20 protein-coding genes and 1 tRNA gene are annotated in these 22,882 nt (G+C 74.2%); 8 read left to right on the top strand and 13 right to left on the bottom strand.

What is annotated here, in order from left to right; translation table 11 throughout:
- Positions 1 to 32: 32 nt before the first annotated feature.
- The 7 genes from ACGFS9_RS07235 to ACGFS9_RS07265 form a co-directional block, all read right to left on the bottom strand.
- Positions 33 to 106: transfer RNA gene (locus ACGFS9_RS07235), tRNA-Lys, on the bottom strand.
- The gene (locus ACGFS9_RS07240) at positions 97 to 795 is read right to left on the bottom strand and encodes a bifunctional DNA primase/polymerase (protein ID WP_393251349.1); all 699 of its coding nucleotides are present in this window, start codon (positions 793 to 795) and stop codon (positions 97 to 99) included. The genes ACGFS9_RS07235 and ACGFS9_RS07240 overlap by 10 nt, the downstream gene beginning before the upstream one ends.
- Positions 796 to 1,161: 366 nt before the next feature.
- A complete protein-coding gene (locus tag ACGFS9_RS07245; RefSeq protein WP_393251350.1) occupies positions 1,162 to 1,539 on the bottom strand; it encodes a hypothetical protein in 378 nt (125 codons plus the stop codon).
- A gap of 176 nt (positions 1,540 to 1,715) precedes the next feature.
- Positions 1,716 to 3,050, bottom strand: coding sequence for an AAA family ATPase (locus ACGFS9_RS07250; RefSeq protein ID WP_393251351.1), 1,335 nt, complete (start codon positions 3,048 to 3,050; stop codon positions 1,716 to 1,718).
- A complete protein-coding gene (locus ACGFS9_RS07255) occupies positions 3,047 to 4,642 on the bottom strand; it encodes a hypothetical protein (RefSeq protein WP_393251352.1) in 1,596 nt (531 codons plus the stop codon). The genes ACGFS9_RS07250 and ACGFS9_RS07255 overlap by 4 nt, the downstream gene beginning before the upstream one ends.
- Positions 4,633 to 5,817, bottom strand: a complete 1,185-nt coding sequence (locus ACGFS9_RS07260; RefSeq protein WP_393251642.1) for a hypothetical protein — start codon at positions 5,815 to 5,817, stop codon at positions 4,633 to 4,635. Before ACGFS9_RS07260 ends, ACGFS9_RS07255 begins: the two co-directional genes overlap by 10 nt.
- Positions 5,768 to 6,760, bottom strand: a complete 993-nt coding sequence (locus tag ACGFS9_RS07265) for a phosphatase PAP2 family protein (protein ID WP_393251353.1) — start codon at positions 6,758 to 6,760, stop codon at positions 5,768 to 5,770. Before ACGFS9_RS07265 ends, ACGFS9_RS07260 begins: the two co-directional genes overlap by 50 nt.
- Before the next feature lie 260 nt (positions 6,761 to 7,020).
- On the opposite strand from ACGFS9_RS07265, the gene ACGFS9_RS07270 reads away from it, so the two are divergent.
- Positions 7,021 to 7,617: a histidine phosphatase family protein gene (locus tag ACGFS9_RS07270; protein WP_393251354.1), complete on the top strand. Its 597-nt coding sequence runs from the start codon at positions 7,021 to 7,023 to the stop codon at positions 7,615 to 7,617.
- Between the two features lie 34 nt (positions 7,618 to 7,651).
- Here ACGFS9_RS07270 and ACGFS9_RS07275 read toward each other — a convergent pair whose 3' ends face one another.
- Positions 7,652 to 9,169, bottom strand: coding sequence for a hypothetical protein (locus ACGFS9_RS07275; RefSeq protein ID WP_393251355.1), 1,518 nt, complete (start codon positions 9,167 to 9,169; stop codon positions 7,652 to 7,654).
- 302 nt (positions 9,170 to 9,471) lie between these two features.
- Here ACGFS9_RS07275 and ACGFS9_RS07280 point away from each other — a divergent pair, with 302 nt between their 5' ends.
- Positions 9,472 to 9,909: a hypothetical protein gene (locus ACGFS9_RS07280; RefSeq protein ID WP_393251643.1), complete on the top strand. Its 438-nt coding sequence runs from the start codon at positions 9,472 to 9,474 to the stop codon at positions 9,907 to 9,909.
- 77 nt (positions 9,910 to 9,986) lie between these two features.
- Positions 9,987 to 10,889, top strand: coding sequence for a spermidine synthase (locus tag ACGFS9_RS07285; RefSeq protein ID WP_393251356.1), 903 nt, complete (start codon positions 9,987 to 9,989; stop codon positions 10,887 to 10,889).
- Between the two features lie 30 nt (positions 10,890 to 10,919).
- On the opposite strand, the gene ACGFS9_RS07290 is transcribed toward ACGFS9_RS07285, so the two are convergent.
- Positions 10,920 to 11,444: a hypothetical protein gene (locus ACGFS9_RS07290; RefSeq protein ID WP_393251357.1), complete on the bottom strand. Its 525-nt coding sequence runs from the start codon at positions 11,442 to 11,444 to the stop codon at positions 10,920 to 10,922.
- Between the two features lie 156 nt (positions 11,445 to 11,600).
- Between ACGFS9_RS07290 and ACGFS9_RS07295 the strand changes: the two genes are divergently transcribed.
- From ACGFS9_RS07295 to ACGFS9_RS07305, 3 genes are all read left to right on the top strand, one after another.
- Positions 11,601 to 12,305, top strand: coding sequence for a response regulator transcription factor (locus ACGFS9_RS07295; protein WP_393251358.1), 705 nt, complete (start codon positions 11,601 to 11,603; stop codon positions 12,303 to 12,305).
- Positions 12,302 to 13,678 (top strand): sensor histidine kinase, encoded by a 1,377-nt coding sequence (locus tag ACGFS9_RS07300; RefSeq protein WP_393251359.1) that lies wholly within the window; start codon positions 12,302 to 12,304, stop codon positions 13,676 to 13,678. The genes ACGFS9_RS07295 and ACGFS9_RS07300 overlap by 4 nt, the downstream gene beginning before the upstream one ends.
- A 266-nt stretch (positions 13,679 to 13,944) precedes the next feature.
- On the top strand, positions 13,945 to 15,411 hold the full coding sequence (locus tag ACGFS9_RS07305; protein ID WP_393251360.1) for a cellulose binding domain-containing protein: 1,467 nt from the start codon (positions 13,945 to 13,947) through the stop codon (positions 15,409 to 15,411).
- A gap of 240 nt (positions 15,412 to 15,651) precedes the next feature.
- Here ACGFS9_RS07305 and ACGFS9_RS07310 read toward each other — a convergent pair whose 3' ends face one another.
- The 4 genes from ACGFS9_RS07310 to ACGFS9_RS07325 all read right to left on the bottom strand — a co-directional run bounded on the left by ACGFS9_RS07310 (position 15,652) and on the right by ACGFS9_RS07325 (position 20,457).
- On the bottom strand, positions 15,652 to 17,091 hold the full coding sequence (locus ACGFS9_RS07310; protein WP_393251361.1) for a GH1 family beta-glucosidase: 1,440 nt from the start codon (positions 17,089 to 17,091) through the stop codon (positions 15,652 to 15,654).
- Positions 17,092 to 17,198: 107 nt separating this feature from the next.
- A complete protein-coding gene (locus ACGFS9_RS07315) occupies positions 17,199 to 18,110 on the bottom strand; it encodes a carbohydrate ABC transporter permease (RefSeq protein WP_393251362.1) in 912 nt (303 codons plus the stop codon).
- On the bottom strand, positions 18,107 to 19,135 hold the full coding sequence (locus tag ACGFS9_RS07320; RefSeq protein ID WP_393251363.1) for a carbohydrate ABC transporter permease: 1,029 nt from the start codon (positions 19,133 to 19,135) through the stop codon (positions 18,107 to 18,109). Before ACGFS9_RS07320 ends, ACGFS9_RS07315 begins: the two co-directional genes overlap by 4 nt.
- A complete protein-coding gene (locus tag ACGFS9_RS07325) occupies positions 19,132 to 20,457 on the bottom strand; it encodes an ABC transporter substrate-binding protein (RefSeq protein WP_393251364.1) in 1,326 nt (441 codons plus the stop codon). The genes ACGFS9_RS07320 and ACGFS9_RS07325 overlap by 4 nt, the downstream gene beginning before the upstream one ends.
- Positions 20,458 to 20,844: 387 nt before the next feature.
- Between ACGFS9_RS07325 and ACGFS9_RS07330 the strand changes: the two genes are divergently transcribed.
- Positions 20,845 to 21,900, top strand: coding sequence for a LacI family DNA-binding transcriptional regulator (locus tag ACGFS9_RS07330; RefSeq protein ID WP_393251365.1), 1,056 nt, complete (start codon positions 20,845 to 20,847; stop codon positions 21,898 to 21,900).
- 125 nt (positions 21,901 to 22,025) lie between these two features.
- Positions 22,026 to 22,853: a serine/threonine protein kinase gene (locus tag ACGFS9_RS07335; RefSeq protein WP_393251366.1), complete on the top strand. Its 828-nt coding sequence runs from the start codon at positions 22,026 to 22,028 to the stop codon at positions 22,851 to 22,853.
- Positions 22,854 to 22,882 lie beyond the last annotated feature (29 nt).

The following is a 22,882-nucleotide window of genomic DNA, read 5'->3' on the forward strand; positions in this document are numbered from 1 at the left end:
GCGTTTCCGCGATCATCCCGCTCTCGTTGGCGTGCGCCGCCAGGGACTCGAACCCCGGACCCGCTGATTAAGAGTCAGCTGCTCTAACCAACTGAGCTAGCGGCGCCTGCTGACGTCGTAGACCTTAGCACCCTGATCGGCGGGAGGAAAAATCGATATCCGCACCGCCGCCGACGCCGCCGCGCGGGCCGCCCGCACGGCCGCCCAGAGCAGGATCTCCGGCCCCGGGAGCCAGGGCCGGCGGGTGTCCGGGGCGACCAGCCACCGCGCGTCGGCACGGCCCGGTTCCGCCGTCGACCCGGGCGCGTCGAGCGCCGGGACGGTCACCGCGTCGCCCGTGCCGTGGCACAGCAGGGGCGGCACCTCGCGGCAGCGCCCCACTCCGCGCCCGCGGGCCCCCGCGCCGGTCGCCTCCCCGGCGCCGTCCGCGCCCCACTCCTCCCAGCGCATCAGCGAGGGCAGCCGCTGGGCGGTACCGGGCGCGGCGAACAGCAGCACCCGCCCGCGGTACACCGCCACCGGGCCGGAGCCGGGGCCGTCCTCCCAGAGCCGGTCGAGCATCCGGCGGCCGAACAGCGCGGGTGCGCTGACGACGTCGAAGGCGCTGCCGCAGGGCAGCACGACCGGGGCGTCGGGCCGTTCCGCCCAGAGGGTGAGGGTGCTCCGCGGATACGTTCCTGCCGAGGCGAGCCAGGCGGCTCCCTCGGGGGTGACCCCCGAGGCGTCCCGCCACTCGGGCAACGGTGTTCCGGGGCGCTGGGGCGTGCTGCTGGCCGGGTTCCGTGTGCTGCTCATGCCGGATACATCTACCGGGGGTGAGGAAGTGCTTCCGGAGGGTTGCGGAAAACCGGGACAGGGGTGGGCCGAGTGGAGTATCTTGCCCGCCTGGCATATGCCAGTACGGCGGAAGGGTGCTCGCGGCCCCCGTGCACGGCCCCTGCGCGGCCTGGCCCGAACGGGTGAGGCGGGCGCTCCGGCCGCCGCACCGGCGCCCGGTCCGGCGGGCGAGTCCGGCGACGGCCCGACGCGGCGGACGCCGGCGGCCCGGCGCTCGTCCACGCGAAGCCCCCTTGGTCCTGACCGGGCGGTTCGGCCGGGGCCGCGGGGCGGGCTCGGGGAGGCGGCCCGAGCTGTGCGAGGGGACCCGTTCCCGCAGGGGAGTCAGAGGGTGTCGGCCACGCCGTGGCCGTGGCCGGTCCCCTCGGCGCCCGACAGCAGGTCGCGGCCGAACTCGACCATCTTCTTCGCGTAGTCCTCGGTCCACTCGGCCCGCTCGGCGATCTCGGCGGGCGTCAGCCGGTCGAAGCGGCGCGGATCGGCGAGCTGAGCGGCGGCGATGGCCTGGAACTCGACCGCGCGGTCGGCCGCGGCCCGGAACGCCCGGGTCAGCTCCGTCGCCCGGTCCAGCAGGGCGCGCGGGTCGTCGGTCGACTCCAGGTCGAAGAAGTGCTCCGGGTCCCCGGCGGCCACCGCCGGCTCGAAGAGCAGGGGCGCGGGGCGTAGCCGCGGTTCGTTCCGACGCGGCGTGGGCTCCGCCATGTCTGGTCCTCCTCGTGCGGTTCGGGTGTCCCTCGCGCGGGAGGGCCACCGTCCATTGTCCCCCGGCGGCGCAAGGGGATGCCGGGGGCCGACGCGCCCCCCGTGCCGAGGACCGGTCCGGGGGGATGCGTTTGGGCGGGCCGGGACGGACGCGGCCCGCCGGGGCCGGGACCGGTTCAGGGGCGCCACGCCACCCGGTGCTCCTCCAGGTGGGACAGCACCGAGTGGTTGGCCTCCCAGCCGTCCGGGAACTTCACCGTGACGCCCAACTGGACGGGTTCGGTCGAGGGGTGGTCGTCCAGCAGCTCGCCCACGCCCTCCCGGCACACCACGATGCAGGCGTGCCGGTGCCGGGAGGCCAGCACGCACAGCCGGCCCGTCTCCAGGTGGAACGCCGTGGCGTCCGGCCGTCCCGACAGCGGATGCAGCACCACCGTGACGTCGAACTCCCGTCCCTGGAGCCGGTTCGCCGTGTCGACGGTGACGCCCGCCGCCCCCAGGTCCCCGAGCGCCGCCCGCACGGCCGCGGCCTGGTCGCGGTGCGCGGTGCCGACGGCGATCCGGTCGGCGGTCAGCGGCACCGGGTCCGGCGCCCGCTCCGAGGTGGCGGCGCCACCGCGGTCCAGCAGCCGCCGTACCACCGCGGCCACCGCCCGGACCGCCTCGGGATCGGTGCGCGGGGTGTGCCGGGCGGGCAGCTGGAGCAGGCCCCAACCGGACTCCGCGGCCTCGTCGATGACCCGGTCGGGCCCCGAACCGTCCGACGGGACGCCGAAGCGCAGCCGCCGGTCGCCGTGACCGGTGCCGCTGCGGAACGGCGTGTACGGGTAGAACGCGTCCGAGACGAGCGGGGCCGCCGACGCGGGCAGCCGCCAGGAGACCGGCAACCGGTGCTGCGGCAGCTGCGGGTTGTGCGCCAGCAGGGTGGTCACCGCGGACGCGGACGGATCGTAGGAGAGGCCGGCCCACTGCTCCGACCCCACGATCGCGAACGGGTCCAACTGGCCCGGGTCGCCCACGAACAGCGCCCGCTCGAACAGGCCCGCGACGGCGAGCAGCGCGTCCGAGCGCATCTGGTACGCCTCGTCCACGATGGCGTGCCGCCAGGGCTCGACGCCCTTGACGTGGGCCCACTTGGCCGCCGTCGACAGGACGACGTCCAGCCCCGCCAGGTCGGCCGCCTTCGTGGACGTGCGGACCTGGTCCAGACCGTCCAGGGCCTTGTCGTACGGATCGGAGTCGCTGCTGTGCAGCCGGCCCACGGGCAGGTCGGGGGCCTTCTCGGCGATCCGCAGCACCAGGTCGTCGACCTGCGCGTTCGTCTGCGCGATCACCATCAGCGGGCGCCCCGCCGCGGCCAGTTCGAGCGCGGCGCGGACCACCAGGGTCGACTTCCCGGCGCCGGGCGGCGAGTCGACCACGACACCGCGGTCGCCGCCGTGCAGCGTGTCGTGCAGGATCGCGTCGGTCGCGCGGGTGGCCGCGGCACCCGGGTCGAAGACGGCGGTCACAGGACGTCCTCCTCGGTCACCGGGTCCGGCACCGGCAGGGCCTCCGGCTCACCCGGCGGCCCGCCGTGCGTCCACGGCGTCTGCTCGGGGTCGGGCAGTCCCGCGCCGCCGCGCTGCTCGTGCTCGAAGAGGGTGAAGCAGACGAGGTCCCCCTTCTCCGGCACCGACCCGGCCTCGGGCTCCTTGCCCCGGCCCATCTTGTCGGTGATCCGCAGCACCACCGCGGCACCCTCGTCGGCGTACCCCGCGAACTCCGCGGACTGCGGCTTCCCGCGCAGCGAGCGGTACACCTTCGCCCGCTCACCCAGGTGCGGGCGGTCGTCGGTGCGGACGGTGACCAGCGGGCGGGGGCTGGGCCGCTTGCTCTCGCTGTACGCCATCACCACATCGGTCACCTCGCCCGCGAACGCCTCCCCCGCCAGCCGCCGGCCCGCCATGACCAGCGGGTCGTCCAGCGCCTCCTGGGCCTCCAGGCGGGCCTGCTCCCGCTCGCGCGTGGCCAGTTTGTTCGCCGCCGTGACCGCGTCGTCCCGGCGCGGCTGCGGCGGCTCGCCCGCCGCCACCCGGTCCCGGTGCCCGGTGAACGACCAGCGGTCGCGGGTCCACCGGTCGGCGGCGTGCGCACCCTCCGGCAGCGCCCGCAGCAGGTCGAGACCCCGCCACACCGCGTCCCAGGTGGGCCGGGTGACGCTCGCGACCAGGTCGCGGACGCGCCGCTCGGCGGCGGTCAGTTCGCCGAGCCGGTCGTCCGCCTCGACGCCGTCCTGCGCGGCGGCGAACGCCGTCCGCGCGCGGTCGTAGGCCTCGATGGCGGGAGCCAGCAGTTGGTTGTCGAACGCGGGGTCGGTGGCGGGGCCGGCGGGCGGCCACACGAGCTGGCCCCGGGCGTCCCGCCGGAGTTCGGCCCGTACCGCCGCTTCGGCGCCGGACGCGTCCCCGGGCGGATCGATCCAGGCCAGCAGCGCTCCGAGATGCTGGTCCTCCAGGCTGCTCTGGCCGGTGGCCCAGTGCCGGGACAGCACGTCGGTGAGGGCGAGCAGCAGGGCGGAGCCGGGTACCCGGGCCCGCTCCCCGAAGTGGGTGAACCAGCGCCCGCACAGCGGCACCTTCGGCGGCGCCGGATGCGGTGCCTCGGGATCCTGCTCCGCGGTGCGCCGGAACCGGGTGGAACGCCCCAGGAGGCGGACGAAGTCGATGCCCGCCCGGCCCGGCACGATCAACTGTGGTGCGTCCGCGCACAGTTCGACCTCGACCTTGACCCGCTTCCCGGTCTCCGGGTCGGTCTCGCTGCGCTCGGCGGCCTCGACCGCGCCGGCGTGGGAGTCGATGTGGGGCAGGACGACGTCGGCCAGCTCGGCGAGGAAGGCGAACCGCAGGTCGCGGTCCCGGGGCTGCGGTACGACGAGCAGGCGCGGGGCGTCCCGGTCGGTGCCCACGAGGGCGCCCAGCGGCGCCCCCGCCTCGCCCGCGGTGGTCAACGGCACGAACACCAGGGGGCGCTCGACGAGATGGCGGTGCAGCACGGTGGCGGTGGGCTGGGCCCGGCCGCTCCGCACGGCCTCCAGCCGGGCCAGTGCGGAGATCAGCGACATGCGCCCGCCTCCCGGTCGCCGCCCGGCAGGTCGGCCGACGGCACGCGTGCCGCCGCCGCGCGGGCACCGGCGTCCAGCGCCTCGGCGCGCAGCCGGGCCGCTCTGCGCAGCGCGGCGACGGCCGGATCCGCCGGGTCGCCCGCCTCGCCGTGCGCCGCCGCCAGGACGTCGGTGACCGTCGTCAGGCCGCCCAGCTCGGCGCGCAGGGAGCGGCCCAGGGACGTCACCGCCCCCTGCTCCCGGGAGCGGGCCCGGCAGTGGAAGGCGAGTTCGCAGGCGGACAGGCACTCCGGCGCGTAGCTCGCGGGCACCGCCTCGACGGCGGTGACCAGCTCCTCGGCCGGGAGGCCGGGGGAGAAGCAGCTGCCCTCGGGGAGGGCCGCCGCGATGTCCTCGACCCGGGTGAGGCGGGCGAGCTGCCGCCGGGTGACGGCGCGCTGCTTGCGCACGTCGACCGCCGAGCCGGTGGGGAGGTTGGAGAAGTCCTTCGGGCACACCAGCAGAACGCGGTGCCGGACCCGGGCGGCGGGCGTGAGCCGGGCGGCGACCTCCTCCAGCGCCAGGACGTACACCGCGGACTGCCGGGCGGCGGCGCCCACCTTCGCCGGGTCGGCCGAACCGTCCAGCATCGGGAACGACTTGATCTCGACGACCGTCCAGCCGCCGTCGGGGTGCACGACCACCGCGTCCGGCTCCAGGAAGGCGGCGGAGCCCGCCACGTCCAGGGTCAGCATCGGATGGTCCAGCAGCGTCCAGCCGCCGGCCCCGGTGGCCTCGCGCAGGGCCAGCGCGGTGCGGGCCGCGCGGCCCTCGGGGCCGATCGCGTCCAGGTCGGGCACGGCGCCTGCGCCGGGCGGCTCGGCACCCGGGTCGATCTTCTCGTGCACCAGCCGCAGCAGTTCCGCTCCGCCGTCGGCCTTGACCCGTGCCTCGAAGGCGTTGCCCCGCATGAACGCGAACTGTGACTGGCCGAACGCCGAGGGCGCGCCGAGCGCCCCCGCCAGCTTGGCCTTGTCGACGCCCGCGCCGTCCAGCAGGGCGCGCCGGTCGCAGCCGGGGTTGGCGGCGAGCGCCGCGAGGGCGCGCGCGTCCAGCGCCTTGGGCGGGACGTCCGGACCGCGCAGCTCAGCGAGCTGCCGCCGCAGCGCCGTCCCCGGCGCCCGCGGGGGTGGCACCGGGCTCGGCCGCCGGTCCGGATCGGGACTCGCGCTGTCGGGGAATGCGTTCACCCGGGGAAGTCTGGCACTCCGCACCGACAATCGCGGAACCCTCGCCCCGCGCGACGCCCGCGACCCACCGGGCACGGCCGCGGAGGACCGACCACAGCCGGTCGGCGGCGCGCATCACGTACGGGGTCAGCAGCAGCCCGAGGCCCATCACGGCGGCACCCGCGACGGCGTCCAGGAAGTAGTGGTTGGCGGTGCCCATGACGACGAGCGTGGTCACCAGCGGGTAGACGACGCCGGCGACCTTCGCGGCCGGGGTGCGGCCGTGCCGCCACAGCATCACACCGCACCACAGTGCCCAGCCCACGTGCAGGCTCGGCATCGCCGCGTACTGGTTGGTCATCCCGCCCATGCCGCGCGGGGCGCTGGCCTCGCCGCCCCACCAGCCGTAGTCGCTGTAGCGGGCCATGGTGTCGACGAAGCCGTACCCCGGCGCCAGCAGGCGGGGCGGGCAGGTCGGCAGCAGCGTGAAGCCGATCAGGCCGATGAACGTGGAGGTCATCAGCCAGGTGCGGGCCGCGCGGTACCGCACCGCCCGGGACCGGAAGAGCCAGACGAGGATCGCGGGCGTCACCACGTAGTGCAGCGAGGCGTACCAGAAGTCGGCGGGCACGCCCAGCCACGCCTCGCGCGTGAACAGCCGGTTCAGCGGGTGCTCGGCGTTGAGGTGCAGGACCTTCTCCAGGCGCAGGATCTGCAGGCCGTGGTCGACGGCGCCGGAGGTGTCCCCCCGCGCCAGCAGCCGGCCCGCCGAGTAGCACCCGTACACCAGCAGGATCAGCGGGAGCTCGGTCCACCAGCGCAGACGGGACCGCGGGTCTGCGGACGCGCGCGGTCCGGTCCCGCGGGCGCCTGGTGCCGCCTCCGTACGCGGTGCATCGGTCTGCGGCATCCGATCGCCCTCCCCCATCTGCTCGTGGTCCAGCCGTTCCCCGTGACCCGACAGTCTGCAGTCTGCCGACGCCGATCCGTGGCCACACGGGATTTTACGGGGCGGGCCCCCGCCCCGAGGGGGCGCCCCCGGCCCTCGAAGACGCCGGGATCGCCCCCCGGGTTGCCTCGCGCGCCGGTGCGCGATGATGGAAGGACCGACTCGTCGGCGGTAGCGGGTGCCCTCCCCTCGCACCGCCCGTTCCGGAAAGGCTCCCCTCCATGGCACCGCGCATCCTGCTGGCCCGGCACGGACAGACGCAGTGGTCGCTGTCCGGCAAGCACACCGGCAGGACCGACGTCCCGCTCCTCGACGAGGGGCGGCGCGGCGCGAAACTGCTCGGGGAGCGGCTGCACCGGGAGCCGTTCGCGGGGCTCCCCGGCGCGCAGGTGCGCACCAGCCCGCTCGTGCGCGCGCGCGAGACCTGCGAGCTGGCCGGGTTCGGCGACCGCGCGGAGACCTGGGACGCGCTCGTGGAGTGGGACTACGGCGCCTACGAGGGCATGACCCCGGCCGGCATCCAGGAGGCCAGGCCCGGCTGGCTGATCTGGCGTGACGGGGTCCCCGAGGGCGAGACCCTGGAGCAGGTCACCGCGCGTGCCGACGAGGTGGTCGGCTGGGCCCGCTCCGCCGACCGCGACGTGCTGGTCTTCGCCCACGGGCACATCCTGCGGTCCATCGGCGCCCGCTGGCTCGGACTCCCGCTGGACTTCGCGGCCCGCGTCCGGCTGAACCCGACGTCGCTGTCCGTGCTCGGCTGGGCCTACGGCGAGCCCGCGATCGAGACGTGGAACGACTGCGGGCACCTGAGCGGCTGACCGGCGCGGTCGCGGGGCGCCGCGCCGGGCCGGTTCACGCGGTGCGCGGCAGGCCCGCGTGCCGGTCCAGGAACGCCGAGACCCCCGAGGCCCTGCGGTGCGGCAGCAGGACGCGGGCCGTGCCCGCGAGCATGGTCTGGATGCGGGACGACTGCACCTCGCCCAGCAGTTCCAGGACGCGCAGCCCGGCGACGGCGGCCTCGTCGGGGCGCCCGCCGCGGGCCAGGTCGTCGGCCAGCTCCGCGGTGTAGAGGGCGATGTTGCGGGTGAAGTGCGGGTCCTGGAGCTCGGCCGCGCGGCGGGCGTGCCGGGCCGCGCGCGGCCAGTCGCCCAGCGCCGACCAGCACTGCGCCTCCAGGCCCTCCAGTTCGGCCTCCCCGTAGAAGGTCATCCACTCGGGGTCCGTCTCGGCGGGCCCCCGTGCGTAGAGGGCGTGCGCGCGGGCCAGTGCCTGCTCGCAGCCCCTGCGGTCGGCGAGCCCCGCCCAGCCGCCGGCCTCGCGCAGCGCGAGCAGCGACAGCAGGCGCGGCGAGCCGAGGGGGCGGGCGGCGCGCTGGGCCGCCTGGGCCGCGCGGACCGCCTCGCGCGGACGTCCCGCGTCGCGCGCGAGGAAGGCGGTGTTGCAGAAGGCGTGGGCCTCCAGGCCCCCGTCGTCGGCCATCCGCGCGGTCGCGAGCGCCTCCGCGTAGTGCGAGCGGGCGTCGTCGTATCGCCCCGAGTCGTGGGCGAGCCAGCCCACCGAGATGGCCAGTTCGCCGGCGCCCGCGTAGAGCCGGTCGGCGGTGGCCCGCCGGGCGGTTCCGGCGTCGAGGAGTTCGTAGGCGGTGCGCAGCGGTGCCGCCGCGCGCCGGTACAGGCCGTCGGCCCCGTGCCGGTCGTCGAGCAGCCTGATCCTGCGGACCGCCTCCTCCAGGGCGCCGGCCTCGGAGCTTCCCGCGCGGTGGACGCGCCGTCCGGCGGTGTCGCAGCCGGCCGTGAAGGGTCCCAGTGAGGCCGCCGCCACGGTGGCGGTGCCTCCCGTCATGAATGCGCGACGCCGCACGTCGCTCTCCTCGTGGTTCTGGTCGTGTTCCTCGTACGGGGCGTACGGATCGCGCGTCCCGTACGGGGTCCGGGGTTCGTGGGGGGTGGACCGGCGGGGATTCGGCATCTCGTACGTCTCACACGTCTCGTACGTCTCGCCGGTCCCGTCCGTCTCATACGTGCTCGGCGAGGGGCTCGTGAGGTGCTCCGGGGGCGCCTCGTCCGCGCTCCGCGCCCCGCGTCCGCGCACCCATGAGCGGGGTGTGAATCCGAGGTCGGTCAGCGTGCGGCCGGGGAACATGTGCAGGAACACCCGCTCGTACGCGTAGTTGGGGCAGCGGATCTCGCCCGCCTCGACGCGCCCGATGTAGCGCGCGTCGCAGCTCACCCGCTCGCCGATCTCGCGCGCGGCCCGCCGGACCAGCGCGGCGAACTCGCCGGGGGAGCGCGGGCCGCGCAACCGCCGGAAGGCGAGATTCGGCCGAGGTGGCCGGGGGGACGGGGACGAGGTCACCGTTGACGACGCCATGGCCGGGCCCTCTCGTGCGAACCGAACCGTCGAACCGTGCCGGAACCGTGCCGAGCGCCCGGGTGGTGCCCCGTGCGCGCTCTGTGCCCGGCGGGGCAAGAACGTACCTGCTGTGACGAGTCGATCACGCAGGGTTTGGCTACAAAACGGATATCTCATCCACGATCCGCCATGAACTGCCATCCTTCGCGGCGGAGTTTCGCCGTAGCCGTTGACGTCCCCACGCGTTGAACCCGATGGACCGGGAGCCGCCCGAACTCCCGACCCGCTCGTCACGAGGAGGGGTTCCGTCGATGGCCGGGATGCAGATCAGGCAGAGCACCGAGGCGCGTACACCGGCGTCGGCGGTCCGGCACGGACCGCCCCCGCAGTACGCGGCCCACGGCAGCCCGGTCGCCGAGTGCGACCTGGTGACCGTCCCGGCGCGGCAGGGACTGGAGGCGGTGGACATCCTGCGCCGCGGCACGGGCGACGGCGTGGGCCCCGTCCTGCACGACGACGACTGCGACACCCTGGGCTTCCTGGTCCCGCCGGGCACCGCGGACGCCTGGGACGTGCCGGGAAGCACCTGCACCCAGACCGACGGCCGCGGCCTGCGCCTGGCCCCCGAGCCCCCGGTCGAGGGCTCGGACTGGCTCCTCCCGCCCGGCGACGCCGACCTCGCGACCGACCCCGCCGTGCTGCGTGCCGCGCTGGGCGAGGCGGCCCGGCTGATCGAGGCCGCGGACGGCTGCCGCTGACCACCCCGCGTGCGGGCCGCGCGGCCCGCACGGACCACCGCTGGGCCGGGCCGGCCGCGCCCCCGGATAATGGCGGGATGGCACGGGCGAGGAACCAGCGGTCGGACGACTCCCGCGACACGGCGCGCGGCGCGCGGCGCGGCCGGGCGGCCGAGGCGGTCGTGGAGAGCGTCGACGGCGGGCTCGCGGAGCTGCTGCCCGACCGGGACCGGCCGCGGGCCTGGACGCTGCTCGTCGACGGTGCCCCGCAGTCCCACGTGGACCTCGACGACCCGTCCCGTCTCGCCTTCGAGTACCAGCGCCGGCTCGGCCACGTGATCGACCTCGGCGCGCCGCCGGGCCGGCCCGTCCAGGCCGTGCACCTCGGCGGCGGGGCGCTGACCCTCGCCCGCTACACCGCCGCCACCCGCCCCCGGTCCACCCAGCAGGTCGTCGAGCGGGACGCGGCCCTCGTCCGACTCGTCCGCCGGGAACTGCCGCTGGACCCCAACGCCCGCATCAGGGTGCGGTCCGCCGACGCCCGCGCGGGACTCGCCAAAGTGGCCGACGGCTGGGCCGACCTCCTCGTCGCGGACGTGTTCAGCGGCGCGCGCACCCCGGCGCACCTCACCTCCGTCGAGTTCGTCACCGACGTGCGCCGCGCCCTGAAGGACTCGGGGGTATACGCGGCCAACCTCGCCGACGGACCGCCGCTCGCCCATCTGCGGGGCCAGATCGCCACCGTGGCGGCCGTCTTCCCCCACCTCGCCCTGGTGGCCGACCCGGCGGTGCTGCGCGGCAGGCGCTTCGGCAACCTCGTCCTCGTCGCCTCCGGCCGGCCGCTGCCCGTCGCCGAACTCACCCGGCGCGCCGCCTGTGACCCCCACCCCGCGCGCGTGCAGCACGGCAGGGAACTCGCGGACTTCACCGGAGGCGCGGTCCCCGTCACCGACGCGGTCGCCGTGGCGTCACCGGCCCCGCCGCCCTCGGTCTTCCGCTGACCCGCCGCGGCCCGCGGCCGTCTCCCGGCGTCAGTACGTGCCGATCTCCACGTGCGGCGGCCCGTCGTGCCAGGTGCAGAACACCGACACCCGGTCCGCCCCCGCGGTGTACTCCACGCGGATCCACGACTCGGTCTTCCACACCTGCATCGACCAACCGGCCTTCGGCGTCGCGGAGACCAGCGTCGCGTCGGCCGGCCCGACGTCGAACACCGCCCGGCCGCCGTCGGTGTCGTAGCTCTTCACCCGCCCCGACGCGCTCGGCGACGCCGGGGGACGGCCGGCGCTCCCGGACGGCGACGCCGAGCGGGTCGCGCTCGGCCGGGGCGTCGCCGACGGCGTGCGGGACGCCGTCCTCGACGGCTCCGGCCGGCTGGTGGAGGAGGCGGCGGGCGCGGAGTCCCGGGCCGCCCGGCCCACCGCCGTGATCGGCAGCGCGCGCGGCGGGTCGTACGCCGTCCCCGCCATCACCGTGTGCACGCCCCACCACGACAGCGTGACCGCCGCGCCCGTGGCGAGCGACCATGCGAGTACGTGTACGAGTCCTCTGCGCATCGCGGCCATACTGCACCACCCGCCCCACGGGTGTCCCGGGGACCCGGTCTCCCGGGCGGTGGCCGCAGCGGTCCGGGCGGGATTGTCCCCCGGTGCCCGGAAGGCGTTGTCCACAGGCACCGTGCCGTCCCGCCCGCATGGCGTACGGTGCCGCCCATGGCACGTGTGCTCGTGGTCGAGGACGACCAGTTCGTACGCTCGGCCCTCATCCGGCATCTGACCGACGCCGCGCACACCGTGCGCAGCGTCGGCACCGCCCTGGAGGCGCTGCGCGAGGTCGCCCATTTCTCCTTCGACGTGGTGATCCTCGACCTCGGACTGCCCGACCTGGACGGCGCCGAGGCGCTGAAGATGCTGCGCGGCATCACGGACGTGCCCGTCATCATCGCGACCGCGCGGGACGACGAGGCGGAGATCGTCCGCCTGCTGAACGACGGCGCGGACGACTACCTGACCAAGCCCTTCTCGGTCGAGCACCTGTCCGCGCGCATGACGGCCGTGCTGCGCCGCTCGCGCGCCGGCACCGCCGAGGCCGCTCCGTCCACGGTCATCCGCGTCGGCGGCCTGGCCATCGACCCGTTGCGCCGCCAGGCCGAGCTGGACGGGGTCCGACTCGACCTGACCCGGCGCGAGTTCGACCTGCTCGCCTTCCTCGCCGGCCGCCCCGGCGTCGTCGTCCCGCGCCGCGAACTGCTCGCCGAGGTGTGGCAGCAGGCGTACGGCGACGACCAGACCATCGACGTCCATCTGTCCTGGCTGCGCCGCAAGCTGGGCGAGACGGCGGCCCGGCCGCGCTATCTGCACACGCTGCGCGGTGTCGGCGTGAAGCTGGAGCCGCCGAGAGCGGAGCGACCGCTGTGAGGTGGGCCCTGGTCAAGGTCTGCGTGGCGGTGACGACGATGGTCGTGGTGGCCTTCGCCGTCCCGCTCGGCCTGGTGATCAAGGAGATGGCGCGCGACCGGGCGTTCTCGAACGCCGAGCGCGAGGCCGCCGCCATCGCGCCCGCCCTCTCCATCACCACCGACCGGGACGAACTGGAGCGCGTCGTCGCCTCGGCCGGCTCCGACGCGGGCATCGCCGTGCACATACCCGCCGCGGACCGCGCGCCCGCCGTGGAGATCGGCAAGCGGCGCGCCGCCGCCGAGGACATCGCCATGACCCGCAGGATCGGCCGGGCCTCCACCGCGGAGGTGGCGGGCGGGTCCACCCTGCTCCAGCCGATCGCCCTCAGCTCCGGCGAGATCGCGGTCGTCGAGGTGTACGTCCCCGAGGCCGAGGTCAGCAACGGCGTGGGCACCGCCTGGGCGGTGCTGGCCGCGGTGGGCGCCGCGCTCGTCGTCGGCTCCGTCGCGGTCGCCGACCGGCTCGGCATCCGGATGGTCCGGCCCGCGCAGCGCCTGGTCGAGGGCGCCCACGAACTGGGGGAGGGCAAGCTGGGCGCCCGGGTGCCCGAAGAGGGGCCGACCGAACTGCGGCTGGCGGCCGTCGCGTTCAACTCCATGGCCGACCAGGTCGTCCAGCTCCTGGCCAACGAGCGGGAACTCGCCGCCGACCTCTCGCACCGGCTGCGTACCCCGCTGACCGTGCTCCGCCTCAACACCGCCTCGCTCGGCGACGGCGCGGCGGCGGAGCAGACCCGGGCCGCCGTCGAGCAGTTGGAGCGCGAGGTCGACACCATCATCCGCACGGCCCGCGACGCCAAGCCGCAGACCGCGGCGATCGGCGCGGGCGCCGGGTGCGACGCGGCCGAAGTGGTGCGTGAGCGGATGGACTTCTGGTCCGCGCTCGCCGAGGACGAGGGCCGCAAGGTGCGGGTGGCCGGTGTCGACCGGCCGGTCCGCATCCCCGTGGCGCGCGCCGACCTGGCGGCGGCGCTCGACGCCCTGCTCGGCAACGTCTTCCGGCACACCGCCGAGGGCACGGCGTTCGCGGTCGACGTGCACAACGGCGAGGACGCCGTGATCGTGCTGGTGTCGGACGCCGGACCGGGCATCGTGGACCCGGAGGCCGCGATGGCCCGCGGCAGGGGCTCCGGCAGCGACGGATCGACCGGCCTCGGCCTGGACATCGTCCGCCGGCTCGCGGAGTCGACCGGCGGCGACGTGGCGATCGGCTCCTCCGTGCTCGGCGGGACCGAGGTGCGCATCTGGATCCAGCTCGACGGACGGGCGCCGGTCCGCCGCGGGCACCGGGGAGCGGTCCGCCGCCGCAGACGCGGCGCCGGGGTGGGCTGAGCACGGCGGGCGACCGGACGCCCCGGGGTGGCCGGGCCGCCCCGGCCGCTCCCCGGCCCGCCGCCGTGCGACCTTCCCACCCCCGTCCCACCGCCCGAAGTGGTCTCGACCTTTAACCGTCTCCGATGCCTTCCTTAAGCGGACCCTAAGATCCTCAACCGCCGCCCGGATGAACCGGTTTGACCGATTCCGGATCGCTAGCGTGATGCCGCACCCCCACGGGACACCCCCGTGGCCCCCCGTGAAACCGCGAAGGCAGGCACGCGATGAGCAGTACGCACCGGCGCAGGGTCAGTGGCAGGAACAAGGCGATAGGCGGCGTCGTCGCGGCGGCCGTGGTCGGCGGCGGCGCGCTCCTGTTCACCGGCAGCGCGCACGCGGCGGGCGTCGGCGCGGCGTACACCCGGACCAGCGACTGGTCGACCGGCTACACCGCGCAGTACGTCGTCACCAACGACAGCGCCCAGCCGAAGAAGGACTGGAGGCTGGAGTTCGACCTGCCCTCCGGCGGCACGCTCGGCTCGCTCTGGAACGCCACCTCGACGGTGAGCGGCCGGCACGTCACCGTGGGCCCGGCCTCCTGGGACAAGGACGGCATCGCGCCCGGCGCGTCCGTCACCGTCGGCTTCGTCGTGAACGGCACCGCGGACCCCACGGGCTGCCTCATCGACGACGCGTCGTGCTCGGTGGACGGCGGCGCGACGCCCGAGCCGAGCGGGCGTCCCACGCAGTCCGCGAGCCCGGAGCCCACCGCCACCGCCTCCCCGAGCCAGTCCACCGAACCGACGGCGACGGCGACCACCCCGGCCCCCACCCAGAGCACCGGCACCGGCAACGGCACGACGGCCGGGTTCGCGCCCTACGTCGACACCTCGCTCTACCCGGCCTTCGACCTGGTGAAGGCCGCCGAGGCCACCGGGGTCAAGAACTACAACCTCGCCTTCATCACCGACGGCGGCGGCTGCACCCCCAAGTGGGGTGGCGTCAGCGACCTCGCGAGCGACGCGGTGGCCGCGCAGATCGGCGCCCTGCGGGCCAAGGGCGGCGACGTCCGGGTCTCCTTCGGCGGCGCCTCCGGCTCCGAGCTGGCCACCACCTGCTCCTCGGCCGACGCCCTCGCGACGGCGTACGGCAAGGCCGTCGACGCCTACCGGCTCACCAAGGTCGACTTCGACATCGAGGGCGGAGCGCTGCCGAACAAGGCGGCCAACACCATCCGCGCGAAGGCCATCGCCAAGCTCCAGCAGCAGCACCCCGGCCTGGACGTGTCGTTCACCCTGCCGGTCATGCCCGAGGGCCTCACCCAGGACGGCGTGAACCTGCTCGCCGACGCCAAGGCGAACGGCGTCGACATCGCCACCGTGAACATCATGGCGATGGACTACGGCGCCTCGTACAGCGGTGACATGGGCACCTACGCAGAGCAGGCCGCCACGGCCACCCAGGCGCAGGTCAAGAGCGTCCTTGGCCTCTCCGACAGCGCCGCGTGGAAGGCCGTCGCGATCACGCCGATGATCGGGGTCAACGACGTCTCGTCCGAGGTCTTCACGGTCGACGACGCCACGCAGCTCGTGTCGTTCGCGCGGTCGAAGGGCCTCGGCTCGCTCTCGATGTGGTCCGCGACCCGCGACAAGCAGTGCGCCGGCGGGGCCAAGAACTCCGCCGACCCGGTGTGCAGCTCCGTCGTGCAGAGCGACGGCGCGTTCTCCAAGGCCTTCGGCGCCTTCAAGTAGCCATCCCGCAACGGGGGCCACGGTGCCCCGGCCGGACTCCGCACCCCCCACCCGGCCGGGGCACCGTGGCGTCCGCGCGCGGACGGCGGGGCGCGGCACCCTCTCGGTACCGCGCCCCGCCCCGCCTGTTCCACGCCCGAGCCCTCAGGTCTCAGCCCTCAGGCCCGAGCCCTCAGGTACGAGCCTTCCGGCTTGTTACCGGGCCGCGTGCCGCGTGCCCGCCTTCCCCACCGGGCCCGGTTACTCGGCCGGTACCGCGGGCACCGCCGGCTCCAGCGTCCCGGTGCGCGCCGCCCGCCCGTACCAGTGGGCGCTCGACTTCGGGGTGCGGGCCTGGGTCGCGTAGTCGACGTAGACCGCGCCGAACCGCTTGCCGTAGCCGTACGCCCACTCGAAGTTGTCCATCAGCGACCAGAGGTAGTAGCCGCGGACGTCCGCGCCGTCGGCGATCGCGCGGTGCACGGCCGACAGGTGGCCGTGCAGGTACGCGATGCGCTCGGGGTCGTGGACGCGGCCCTCCGGGTCCGGCTTGTCGTCGTAGGCGGCGCCGTTCTCCGTCACGTACAGCGGCAGCCCCGGCACCTCTCGGGTGTAGCGCATGATCAGGTCGTACAGGCCGGTCGGGTCGATCGTCCAGCCCATCTCCGTGCGCTCGCCCGGCGTCTGGTGGAACGCCACGTCGTCCGCGCCCGGCCAGGGGGAGTGCGCGCTGGCGCCGTGGCCGTCCGCCCGCGGGCCGTCGGTGGGCGCCTCGGCGGCCGAGACCAGGGCGGGCGTGTAGTAGTTGAGCCCCAGCGCGTCCAGCGGCTGCCGGATCGTCCGCAGGTCGCCCTCCTGGACGAAGGACCAGTCGGTGACGGACCGGGTGGCGGCGAACAGGGTCTGCGGGTAGGCGCCGTGCAGCATCGGGCCGTGGAAGACGCCGTTGGCCAGGTCGTCGATCCGCCGCACCGCCTCCAGGTCGGCCGGGTCCTGCGAGACCGGGCGGACCACCGAGGAGTTGAGGCTCACCGCGACCGAGTTGCGTGCGGGCATCACCGAGCGCAGCGCCGACGTTCCCAGTCCGTGTGCCAGGTTGAGGTGGTGCGCCGCCCGCAGCGAGGCCACCGGGTCGGTCCGGCCCGGGGCGTGCACACCGGAACCGTATCCGAGGAACGCGCTGCACCAGGGCTCGTTGAGGGTGATCCACTGCTCGACGCGGTCGCCGAGCGCCTCGCCGACGATCTGCGCGTACTCCGCGAACCGCAGCGCGGTCTCCCGCTCGGGCCAGCCGCCCGCGTCCTCCAGCTCCTGCGGCAGGTCCCAGTGGTACAGGGTGACGGCGGGCTTGATGCCGTGCGCGAGCAGCTCGTCGACGAGCCGCCGGTAGAAGTCGAGGCCGCGCTGGACGGCGGGGCCCCGCCCGGTGGGCTGCACCCGCGGCCAGGACACCGAGAAGCGGTAGGCGCTCAGGCCCAGGTCCGCCATCAGGGCCACGTCGTCGCGGTAGCGGTGGTAGTGGTCGACAGCGATGTCACCGTGCTCGCCACCGGCCGTCCTGCCCGGCGTATGGCTGAAGGTGTCCCAGATCGAGGGGGTGCGGCCGTCCTCGCGCACCGCTCCCTCGATCTGGTACGCGGAGGTCGCCGCGCCCCACAGGAAGGCCGGGGGAAAGGTCAGGGGCGTTGTGGACTCAGGCATGGAAGCGCTCCCAGAGGGGTCGTCAAGACCGACGGGTCGGAGGGGGAAGGACGGGCAGGAGGGCGGGAGGGGGCCGAGGCGGCGGTGGCCCGGCCCCCGGGCGAGCGTCAGCCCTTGATCGCGCCCTGCATGATCCCGCCCACGATCTGCTTGCCGAACAGCAGGAAGGCGATGAGCAGCGGCAGGGTGCCGAGCAGCGCGCCCGCCATGATGACGGCCTGGTCGGGGATGTAGCCGGTGCCCAGCGAGTTCAGGGCGACCTGCACGGTCGGGTTCTGCTGGTTGAGGGCGATGATCGGCCAGAGGAAGTCGTTCCAGGCCATCACGAACGTCAGCAGGCCGAGGACCGCCATCGCCGGCCGGGCCGCCGGGAAGACGACGTGCCAGACGACCCGCAGACTGCTCGCGCCGTCGACCCTCGCCGCCTCGATCAGTTCGGAGGGCAGCGCCTGCACCAGGTACTGCCGCATGAAGAACGTGCCGAAGGCGCTCACCAGGGTGGGCAGGATGACCGTCTGGAGCTGGTTCGACCAGCCCAGGTCGCTCATCCACAGGTACAGCGGTACGACGGCCAGCTGCGGCGGGATCATCATCGTGCCGATGGTCAGCAGCAGCAGGAAGCCGGAGAACCGGAACCGCAGTTTGGCGAAGGCGAATCCGGCGAGCGTGGAGAACACCACCGTGCCGACGGTGATGGTGCCGGCGACGATCGTGGAGTTCACCATCGCGGTGCCGAGCCCGGCCTGCTCCCACGCGGCCTGGAGGTTCTTGAACAGGTTCCCGCCGAACCACAGCGGCGGCGGCGCCTGCGCCAGCCGCGTGTTGTTCCGCGAGGCCGCGATCGCCGTCCAGACCAGCGGGGCGAGCGAGACCAGCGCGAACAGGGCCAGCACGACGTAGGTGACCGGACCCGCGTGCAGCTGCTTGCCCGCGCCGAGCACCCTGCGGCGTCCGCCGCCCCGGCCGGCGGGGCCCGTCTTCGCCTCCGTCTGCGGGGCGGTCAGTTCAGTGGTGGTCATTGGGACTTCCTCAACCGTCGGGTGACCAGCAGGTTGATCGCGGCGATGATCAGCAGGATCAGGAACATCGTCCACGCGATCGCCGACGCCTTGCCGAGGTTGCCGATGCCCCAGCCCTGGTCGTACATGTAGAGGCCGAGCGTCTGGTACTGGTGGGCGGAGCCGCCCTTGGAGCCGCTGACCCCGCCGAACAGCAGCGGTTCACCGAACAGCTGCGTCGCGCCGATGGTGGAGACGACCACGGTGAACAGGATCGTCGGCCGCAGCATGGGGACCGTCACGTGGCGGAACTGCTGCCAGCGCCCCGCCCCGTCGAGTGCGGCCGACTCGTAGAGGTCGGCGGGGATCGCCTGCATGGCGGCGAGGTAGATCAGCGCGTTGTAGCCGGTCCACCGCCAGATCACGATGGAGGAGACCGCGAACTGGCCGCCCCAGTCGGACTCGCGCCAGTTGATCGGGTCGATCCCGACGAAGTGCAGCAGCCAGTTGACCATGCCGCCGTCCCACGAGTACAGCAGCGTGAAGACCAGCGTCGCCGCCGCGACCGAGGTGGCGTACGGGGTGAGCATCACGACCCGCCACACCGTCGAGCCGCGCAGCCGGTAGTTGAGCAGGTGGGCGATCCCGAGGGCCATGACCAGCTGCGGGACCGTGGAGATCACGCCGATGGTGAAGGTGTTCTCCAGCGCGTTCCAGAAGAACTCCGAGGAGAGCAGGTTCTTGTAGTTGTCCAGACCGGCCCAGGTCTGGTGGTCCAGGCCGGACAGCTGCACGTTGTGCAGCGAGTACCAGGCCGTGTAGAGCAGCGGCACGAGCCCGAAGGCGCCGAAGACGATGAAGAAGGGGGCGATGAACGCGTACGGCGACGCCTTCATGTCCCAGCGGTACAGCCGGCTGCGCCAGGAGTCGGGGCCCGGCGGCGGTGTACCGCGACCCTGAGCGCCCCGGGCCGCGCCCGGCTGGGAGCCGGGCGCGGCGTCGGCGCTCGTCGCGGGATGCGCGAGAGCCTGCTTGGAGCCGGTCACTGGCCGAGCACGTCCTTGATCTCGGCCTTGGCCGCGCTCCAGCCCTGCGCGGGGGACTTGCCCTTCTGCTCGACCTGGAGGATGCCGACGTCGGTGATCGCGGTGCCGATCGGCTGGTCCTTGGCGCCGAAGTTCTGCACCGGGATCGTCTTCGCGGAGTCGGCGAAGATCTCGGTGATCGGCGCGTCGGAGAAGTACGACGTGGTCGCGGAGGCCGGCTTCAGGCTGTCGTAGGCCGCCGGGGTCGAGGGGAAGCTGGCCTGCTTGGCGAAGACCTTCGCCTGCTGCTCGGGCGCGGTCAGCCACTTGGCCAGCGCGACGGCCTCCTTCTGGTGCTTGGACGCGGTCGGCACGCCGATGAACGAACCGCCCCAGTTGGCCGCGGTCGGCGCCGCCGCCACGTCCCACTTGCCCTTGCCCGCGTCACCGGACTTCTCCTGGATGTAGCCCATCATCCAGGCGGGGCACGCCACCGTCGCGAACGACCCCTTGGCGAAGCCCTGGTCCCAGGTCGGGTCGAACTGCTTCAGCTTCGCCGACATGTCACTGGTGGCCACCGTCATCGCCGCGTTCCAGGACTTCTTCACGCCCGAGGACTTGTCCCAGATGACGTTGCCGTCCTTGTCGTAGTACCGCTCGCTCTCGCCGCCGAGCGCGGCGTTGTAGACCGAGGAGGCGGAGTCCACGAACTTGGTGCCGCTCGGCGCCTTCTTCATGTACTGCTTGCCGAGGTCGACGTACTTGGCCCAGTCGCCCTTCCACTGCGCGGCGAGCTTGGTGCGGTCGGTCTCCAGGCCGGCCTTCTCGAACAGGTCCTTGCGGTAGCAGATGGCCATCGGGCCGATGTCCGTGCCGAGGCCGATGGTCTTGCCGTCCTTGGTGGTGGCCTGGGCGAGCTTCCAGTCCAGCCACTGCGACTTGTCGACCTCCTTGCCGAGGTCGACGAACTTGTTGGCCTGGGTCTGGACGGCCTCGGTGATGTTGCCGACCTCGATCGCCTGGATGTCGTCGGTGCCGGAGCCGGCCTGCAGACGGGTGAGCGTCTTGGGCCAGTACACGTCCGTGCGGGTGGTGACGTTCTCCTTGATCGAGATGTTCGGGTGCTGCTTCATGTACTCGTCGTAGAGACCGGCCTGCTTGTAGCCGAAGACGCCGAAGGTGCCGACGGTCAGGGTCGTCTTGCCCTTGGCGTCCCCACCGTTGTTCGCGTCCGACGAGTCGCTGTCCGGATCGCTGGAACAGCCGGCCAGCAGCCCCGCGGCGAGCGCGGCGACGGCCGCGGCGGCCCCCAGCCTGCGGGATCGGCGGATACTCGTGCGCATTGCGTCCTCCTGTTGCCTGACGTGCCGACCCCCCGGCCAACTGCATTGGTGGCGCCCGTTGTTACTCGCTGCGGCTCGGGCGGGGAACGTGCGGGTTGTGTATGTGTCAGGTACTGTGGGAGCGCTCCCACCAGTGATGTGTTGAAGAGTCGTCGGTTCCCGCGGGGGTGTCAAGGGTGGGGGAGCGGAGAGATGCGTTCAGTTATCGGCCTGTTAGCTGAAGATGTCATTCCGGTACATGGCCCGAGGTGACTTATAGCCCCTTCGGGGCCCGAAGGCGAGTGGCCGGCGCGGGAAAGCGCCCGTCGCCCGCGTGAGCGGCGGCGACCTCGGCGGACGGGGCTGTTAGATTCCAGGCCACCTGGTGTCGACGGGAGGGCGGAGCCCATGGCAGTCCACGGAGCGCGGGGCCGCGGCGGCGGCCGGCCGACCCTCGAAGAGGTGGCCGCACGCGCCGGCGTGGGCCGCGGCACGGTCTCCCGGGTCATCAACGGCTCCCCGCGCGTCAGCGACGCGACGCGGGCCGCGGTCGAGGCGGCCGTCGCCGAACTCGGGTACGTCCCCAACACGGCGGCCCGCGCGCTGGCCGCCAACCGTACGGACGCCATCGCCCTGGTCGTCCCCGAACCGGAGACCCGGTTCTTCGCGGAGCCGTACTTCTCGGACATGCTGCGCGGCGTCGGGGCCGAACTCTCCGACACGGAGATGCAGCTGCTGCTGATCTTCGCGGGGAGCGACCGGGAGCGGCGGCGGCTCGCCCAGTACCTGGCGGCGCACCGCGTGGACGGCGTCCTGCTCGTCTCCGTGCACGCGGACGACCCGCTGCCCGACCTGCTCTCCCAGCTGGAGATCCCGGCCGTGATCAGCGGCCGGCGCTCCGCCGAGGAGACCCTGCCGTCGGTGGACTCCGACAACTACGGCGGGGGCCGCGCGGCCGTGGAGCACCTGGTGGCCCGCGGGCGCCGCTCGATCGTCCATCTGGCCGGCCGCCTGGACGTCTACGGAGCCCAGCAGCGCGTCGCCGGCTACCGCCGGGGACTGCTCGACGCGGGCCGCCCGGTCGACGACCGGCTCATCGTGCCGGGCGACTTCACCGAGGAGGGGGGCCGCCGCGCGATGACCCTGCTGCTGGAGCGCTGCCCGGACCTCGACGCGGTGTTCGCCGGCTCCGACGTCATGGCGGCGGGCGCCCGGCAGGTCCTGCGCGAGAGCGGCCGGCGCATCCCGGACGACGTCGCCCTGATCGGCTACGACGACTCGGCCATAGCCCGCCACATGGAGCCGCCGCTCACCAGCGTCCGCCAGCCCATCGAGGACATGGGCCGCGCGATGACGGACCTGCTCCTCGGCGAGATAGCGGACCGCCGCCCCGCCGCCTCCCGGACGCTGGAGCAGCGTCAGCTGGTGCTGCCGGCGGAGCTGGTGGTGCGGGCCTCCTCGTGAGGTGGTCCGGGCGCCGGCGTCGGGGACGCCGCCGGGCCGGGTGCCCGGTCGCGCGGCGACGCGCCCGAAATGGGTGGCCTGCGGTTTCCGTCCTCTTCGGGGTCCCGGTAAGGCAGGCTGGGGGCATGGTTCTGCATCCCTTGCTCGGAGTCGACGAAGTGACGTCCGTGGAGACGTACTTGGGCCGGGTGGGTGAGGTGTTCACGGTGTTCCGCGAGCAGGACTCCGGATGCGTGTCCTACGGGGTGCGCCTGCTGGACGGCGCCCGCTGGTTCGTGAAGGAGGCGGACGGCGAACGCGGCCGGCGTTCGCTCGACCGGGCCTGGGCGTTCCACCGGGCCGTCCGGCACACCGCGATCGTGCCGCAGGTCCACCGGATCGCGGTGCGGGACGGATGGGCGTCCGTCATGCCCTGGCGGAAGGGCGAGGTGCTGTACCACCCCGCGGCCGGCGGGTCCGGGGACCGCCAGGCGCCGGGCGGGGCGATGGCCCGCTTCCGGGCGCTGCCCGTCCCCGAGGTCCTCCGCGCCCTCGACCGGATCCTCGACGCGCACCTCGCGGTCGAGGCCGCCGGCCACGTGGCCGTCGACTTCTACGACGGCGCGCTGCTCTACGACTTCGGCCCGGGCGCCGTGCACCTCGTCGACCTCGACGAGTACCGGCCCGGTCCCTTCGTCCTGGAGGAGGAGCGGCTGCCGGGATCACGGCGGTTCATGGCGCCCGAGGCGTTCGAGCGCGGGGCCGTCATCGACACCCGGACGACCGTCTTCACCCTCGGCCGGGCGGCCCGGCTGCTGCTCGACGCGGGGGACGAGGAGCGTGCCTGGCGCGGCACCCCGGAACTGCTGGCCGTCCTGGAACGGGCCACCTTCCCCGCGCCGGACGACCGCTTCCCCGACGTGCGGCGCTTCGTGGAGGCCTGGCGTACCGCGGGCGGGGCGCCGCGCCGCTGACCTCGCGGGCGCGCGGTCGGCTCCCGGCG

The sequence above is a fragment of the Streptomyces sp. NPDC048566 genome, assembly GCF_043199735.1.
Classification (GTDB): domain Bacteria; phylum Actinomycetota; class Actinomycetes; order Streptomycetales; family Streptomycetaceae; genus Streptomyces.